The 6,161-nt window shown below is 62.8% G+C and carries 2 protein-coding genes and 1 tRNA gene; 2 read left to right on the top strand and 1 reads right to left on the bottom strand.

Translation table 11 applies throughout. The features are described 5' to 3' along the window. Nucleotides 1-32 precede the first annotated feature (32 nt). Entirely contained in the window at nucleotides 33-701 is a 669-nt protein-coding gene (locus JFX23_RS03130; RefSeq protein WP_233050518.1) for a TetR/AcrR family transcriptional regulator, read from the bottom strand. A gap of 375 nt (nucleotides 702-1,076) precedes the next feature. Here JFX23_RS03130 and JFX23_RS03135 point away from each other — a divergent pair, with 375 nt between their 5' ends. After that, nucleotides 1,077-5,711 carry an acyl-CoA dehydratase activase-related protein gene (locus tag JFX23_RS03135; RefSeq protein WP_198775673.1) on the top strand — a complete coding sequence of 1,545 codons (4,635 nt, stop codon included), beginning with the start codon at nucleotides 1,077-1,079 and terminating at the stop codon, nucleotides 5,709-5,711. 196 nt (nucleotides 5,712-5,907) lie between these two features. Continuing rightward, nucleotides 5,908-5,997 (top strand) — tRNA-Ser (locus JFX23_RS03140). Nucleotides 5,998-6,161 lie beyond the last annotated feature (164 nt).

Raw genomic sequence — 6,161 nt, forward strand, 5'->3', positions numbered from 1 at the left:
TCTCCCGTTCAGCGAGCAGCGGTCTCTCCCGTTCAGCGAGGAGCGCTCGCACCCATGAAAGCGTCGACCCGTTCTTGGAGAATCGGTTCGAGCAGGTCGATGAAACGTTCGCTCGGCATGGAGGCCAAGGGCTCGAGTTTCACGATGTAGCGCATCGAAGCAATCCCGTAGATCGTGCCCAGCGCCAGTCCGAGCTGTTCCCCGAAGTCCTCTTCGGCTCCGAGGAAAGCTCCGAGGGTGTCGATGATTTCTGTGCGGATGTAGGTCTGGAAGCGGCGGCTCGTGGCGGCGTCCGTCATGAGGGCGCGCATGAGGGCGAAGAAGGTGTCAGCGGTGAGGGTCTCCTCGTAGAGGTGAACCGCATAATTGAGGACTCTGCGCGCTGCCCCTTCGGGACCGTCTGAGAGGAGGCGGATCGCTTCGGCCGCAGGGTCGAGGGGAAGATCCATGCAGGCGCGGAACAGCTTTTGCTTCGATCCGAAGTAATAGGACACGAGGCCGGAGTCGCACTGAGCTCGCCGGGCGATGGCTCGGATGGTCGCGCCGTCGTAGCCGTGTTCGATGAACTCTGCGCGCGCGGCGATTCGGATCCGATCCTTGACTTCGCCGCGCGCCGCAGAGGGGCCCCGATGTCGGCGGGCAGGCGCGGCCTCGCCTCCTGGGTGTTCCTCGTCTTTCGGGCCCGCGTCGATTCCGCTCAACTTCTTTTCCTCCCCCGAGCCCTCCTGAGCCTCGGTGGCGTAGCGGGCGTCGGTGGTGTGGGCTCTTCCTCGCCAGGGCGCTCCTGAGTCCCCCTCGAATCGCCTTGTGCGTCTGCTCGAAGGCTCTTTTTGGTGGAAGTTCCCCAGGCTCCCGAAAGGATTTTCGTCATGTCGATGCCTCGTATTTCCTTGGCTGGTTTTCAACACTCCCGACTCTTGGCGCGCTTGTCGTCCTCGTTGAGGGAGGGTGAGAAGCGCAGGATTGAGCGCCTGAGGCGGAGGGGCTCCTTGCTCGCCGATTCTAATTTCCTCATGTTGGAAATTTTTTCGAATCCTCCTAGTTTCTAAAGTGAGGAAAATACCGGAGGGAAAACGATGAAACAGCCTCAGGCCACGCGCCACGTGCCGACGCCCGAGCATCCCTGCTATCTCGGGATCGACGTCGGCTCGACCACCGTCAAAGCGGTCGTCCTCGACGGCGAGACAATCCTCTTCGCCGACTACCGGCGCCACAACGCCGATGTACGCGCCGAACTCGCCCGCCTCCTCTCCGACATCGCCGAGTCCTACCCCGGCCTCGAAGTCCACGCCGCAATCACCGGCTCCGGCGGCCTGGCAACTGCGAGCGCCATGGGAATCCCCTTCGTCCAGGAAGTCATCGCCGGCACGGAATCGACCCGGCGCCTTCACCCCGAAGTCGACGTCGTCATCGAACTCGGCGGGGAAGACGCCAAACTCACCTACCTCCACCCGACCCCCGAGCAACGCATGAACGGCACCTGCGCGGGCGGTACCGGCGCATTCATCGATCAGATGGCGACCCTACTCAAAACCGACGCCTCCGGTCTCAACGAGCTCGCAGCGAAGCACACGCAGCTCTACCCGATCGCCTCACGCTGCGGCGTCTTCGCGAAATCCGACATCCAACCCCTCATCAACCAGGGGGCCGCCCACGAGGACCTCGCAGCCTCGATCTTCGCGGCGGTCGCCACCCAAACCATTGCCGGCCTCGCCTGCGGGCGCCCCATTCGCGGCACCGTCATGTTCCTCGGCGGCCCCCTCCACTTCCTGCCCGAACTGCGCCGCGCCTACGAAGAACTCCTCCCGAAGGCCAAGGCTTTCGTCGCTCCCGAGAACGCGCAGCTCTACGTCGCGATCGGCGCCGCCCTCCTCGCTGAACGTGAGCAGCGCCGCGCCCTCACCTCCCCCGACCCGAAAGACAGGGGCGAGGACGCCCGGCTCGTCTCCGAACTCGTCGACACTCTCGCCACCGCCACCATCGCCGCAGAATCCGCGCGAATGCGTCCCCTTTTTGCCACTGAGGCCGAACGCGAAGAGTTCCGCGCCCGCCATGCAAAGGAAACAATCCCCAAAGCGCGCATTGACGAGGCGAAGGGACGCTGCTGGCTCGGCGTGGACGCAGGCTCCACCACCATCAAAGCGGTCCTCATTGACGAACAGGAGCGGATCGTCTTCACCCACTACGCCTCCAACGAGGGAGACCCCCTGGCTGCCGCCGTTGACATCGTCAAGCGCGTGCGCAGCGAACTGCCCGAGGGCGCCATCATCGGGAGGAGCTGTGCCACCGGATATGGAGAAGGCCTGGTCGCCACCGCCCTGACAATGGATGAGGGCGAGATCGAGACCATGGCGCACTTCAGGGCCGCCGAACACATCGCACCCGGCGTCACCTCCGTCATCGACATCGGCGGCCAGGACATGAAGTATCTGCGCATCCGCGACCGGGCTGTCGACTCGATCAGCGTCAACGAAGCCTGCTCCTCCGGCTGTGGGTCCTTCCTGCAAACATTCGCTGAGACGATGGGCACCGATGTGCGCTCCTTCGCGAGCGCAGCGATGGAGTCCACTTCGCCCGTCGACCTGGGGACCCGCTGCACCGTGTTCATGAACTCTTCCGTCAAGCAGGCCCAAAAGGAAGGTGCGGATGTCCGCGATATCTCCGCAGGCCTGTCCTATTCGGTTGTGCGCAACGCCCTGTATAAGGTCATCAAACTCAAGGACCCCTCCGACCTCGGTGAGCGCGTCGTCGTGCAAGGCGGCACCTTCCTCAACGACTCCGTCCTGCGCGCCTTCGAACTTCTCACCGGCCGCGAGGTCATCCGCCCCGATATCGCCGGCCTCATGGGCGCCTACGGGGCGGCCCTCACTGCCCGCATGCACGACGAGGGCGAAGGGGAGTCCTGCTTGGCGACGATCGAGGACCTCGAGTCCTTTTCCGTCGAGACGAGCCGCAAGACCTGCCGCTTGTGCCAGAACCACTGCCAGATGACGATCTCCACCTTCTCCAACGGGGAGCGCCACGTGTCCGGCAACCGCTGCGAGCGTGGCGCCTCCCTCGAAAGGGTCCCCAAGAAGTCCGCGCTGCCGAACATGTATGACTGGAAGTACAAGAGGATCTTCGGCTACCGGCGCCTCACTGAGGACAAGGCCCACCGGGGCGATATCGGAGTGCCGCGCGTGCTCGGCATGTACGAGAACTACCCCTTTTGGTTCACAATGCTCAGTGAACTGGGGTTTCGCGTCATGATCTCGGGCCGCTCGAACCATGAGCTCTTCGAAGCGGGCATGGAGTCGATTCCCTCGGAGAACGTGTGCTACCCGGCCAAACTCGTCCACGGGCACATCGAATCCCTGCTCGACAAGGGGATCACGACGATCTTCTACCCCTGCGTCGATTTCGAGCAGAAGATCGAGGGCGCGGACAACCACTTCAACTGCCCGGTCGTCGCCACCTATCCCGAGGTCATCCGTAACAACATGGAGCGCCTCTCAGAGGAGGGCGTGAAGTTCATCAGCCCCTTCGTCAACCTCGCCAATCGCGACTACCTTCCCGCCCACCTGTCCAAGGCGTTCAAAGAGTTCGGCTACGACATCAGCGTCGAGGAGATGCGCGCCGCCCTGGATGCGGCATGGGACGAGGACGCCGCCGTGAAACGCGAGATCAAGGACAAAGGCACCGAATCAATCGCGTGGATGCGCGAGCACGGGGTGAGAGGCATCGTCCTTGCGGGGCGGCCCTACCACCTCGACCCGGAGATCAACCACGGGATCCCCGAGGTCATCGTCGGCCTGGGCATGGGAGTGCTCACCGAGGACTCCGTCGCCGATGGACGCCTCGAACGGCCCTTGCGCGTGCGCGACCAGTGGTCCTACCACTCGCGCCTCTACGAGGCAGCTGCCCGCGTCGGCGACGAGCCGGACCTCCAACTCGTCCAACTCAACTCCTTCGGCTGTGGTCTCGATGCCATCACCGCCGACCAGGTCCAGGAGATCTTGGAAAGCCGCGGCGACATCCACACGGTGTTGAAGATCGACGAGGTCTCCAACCTGGGGGCTGCGAAAATCCGTTTGCGCTCTCTCGATGCGGCGGTTGCCGAGCGCGCCGAGTCTTCGGCGACCATTGACACGAGCTTCGTTGACCCCTCGGAGAAGGCTGCCGCTGAAGAGCGGGCCCAAATCGCCGCAGGGCACATGGTCGAGCGCGCGGTCTTCACCGAGAAAATGCGCGAAGAAGGCTACGAGATTCTCGCCCCGCAGATGGCGCCCATCCAGTTCCGACTCGTCATGCCGGTGCTGCGCAGAGCGGGCCTCAATGTGCGCCTGCTTGAGCATACGAACCGGGAGACGATGGAGACGGGACTGAAATTCGTCAATAACGACTCCTGCTATCCGGCGATCGTCGTCATCGGCCAGCTCCTCGACGAGTTCGTCTCAGGGCGCTCCGACCCGGATAAGACCGCTGTCGCCATCACACAAACGGGTGGCATGTGCCGTGCGACGAACTACGCCTCCCTGCTGCGCAAGGGCTTGCGCGATGCCGGCTACCCGCAGGTCCCCGTCATCGCCGTGTCCGTCCAGGGCTATGAGGACAATCCCGGCTTCGCGATGACCATGCCGATGATCCACAAGACCCTCCAGGCGATTGTCGTGGGGGATGCGATTCAGGCGATGCTTTTGCGCGTACGCCCCTACGAGGCTGTGCCCGGCTCGGCGATGGCTCTCTACGAGCGGTGGAATGCGATCTGCACGGAGTGGTTCTCGACGGGCCGCTCCGCGACTTTCGGCAAGCGCCTCTCTTACTCGAAGCTCATCGCCGAATGCGTGCGCGAGTTCGACGCTCTCGAACTACGCGACATTGAACGCAAGCCCAGGGTCGGCCTCGTCGGCGAGATCCTCGTGAAGTTCCACCCGGATGCGAATAACCACGCCGTCGATGTGATCGAGGCCGAGGGCTGCGAGGCCGTGTTGCCGGGCCTCATGCAGTTCTTCCACAATTCGGCGGCGACTTCGCAGTGGGATCGTGAGAATCTCGGCATCGAGGGCCGTGGCAATCGCCTCATGCCCATCGCGCTATGGGCGATGAAGCAGTACGAGCGCCCCATGCGCAAGGCTTTCGCGAAGACTAAGGAGAAGTTCGAGGTCCCCAGGGATGTTCATGACATGGCGGCGCGTTCCCAGGACATCGCCAGGCTCGGCAATCAGGCCGGTGAGGGCTGGTACCTGACCGCTGAGATGGTCGACATGATCGAGCACGGTTGTCCGAACATCATCTGCGTCCAGCCTTTCGCCTGTTTGCCGAACCACATCGTCGGCAAGGGCATGTTCCGCGCTCTGCGCAGCCGCTACCCGGAGGCGAATATCGTCGCCGTCGATTACGATCCGGGCGCTTCCGAGGTTAATCAGCTCAACCGCATCAAGCTCATGCTCTCTACCGCGATCGAACGGCGGAAGGACAGTGGTGAGGAGTCTGAGGTGCTCGAATTGCGGGGCATCGACTTTGAGTCCGAAGAAGGGTTCGGGGCTGAGGGGCTTCCTCTTGGCGCGTGTGCGTGTGGCAGTTCTGCTTGTGGTAATTCTGCGGGCGCTGAGGGCGAGGGCGCGCGCTCTTGCAGCGGGGCTGGGTCTGGAGCTGAGGGATTTGAACGCGTTCAGCCTGTCTCGCTCGGTATGCCCGGTATTCCTCCTCGTCGGGGAGTGGCCTTGCGCTGAGGAGTCGTTCCTTAGAAGAGCAGCTCACAAGTCATGCCTACTGATGCCCAGATCGAACACCGCAAGACGCTCATCGATGACACCAATTGAAGCTGTTACCCCCATTTTCGCTAGTGCGTGCTCATGTGGAACGGATCGCACAGTGCCATGATGAGTTGCCAGCGCCAGCCTGAGTCGGGCTATACTTTTTTGCACTGGTAGCGTGTCCGAGCGGCCGAAGGTGCAGCACTCGAAATGCTGTGTGGTGTCACAGCCACCCTGGGTTCAAATCCCAGCGCTACCGCCACCGAAACCCCCGGGATTCCAAGGAAAACGGAAGCCCGGGGTTAAAGGACACCTCGTGTTGGTCTGACTGGGACTTTTCGTTGTGCTGGTGCGGGAAGGTCTGGGTTTTAGTTGGTGGCGGCCAACTATGAGGGTGGACAGAATGTGTTGGTCTGATCGGGGTTT

Origin of the sequence: Schaalia cardiffensis, assembly GCF_016405145.1 — a bacterium.
Classification (GTDB): Bacteria; Actinomycetota; Actinomycetes; order Actinomycetales; family Actinomycetaceae; genus Pauljensenia; species Pauljensenia cardiffensis.

What these genes read in the sequence shown, in the direction of transcription:
- JFX23_RS03135 (WP_198775673.1), top strand. Translation starts at nt 1,077, where the DNA reads ATGAAACAGCCTCAGGCCACGCGCCACGTGCCGACGCCCGAGCATCCC.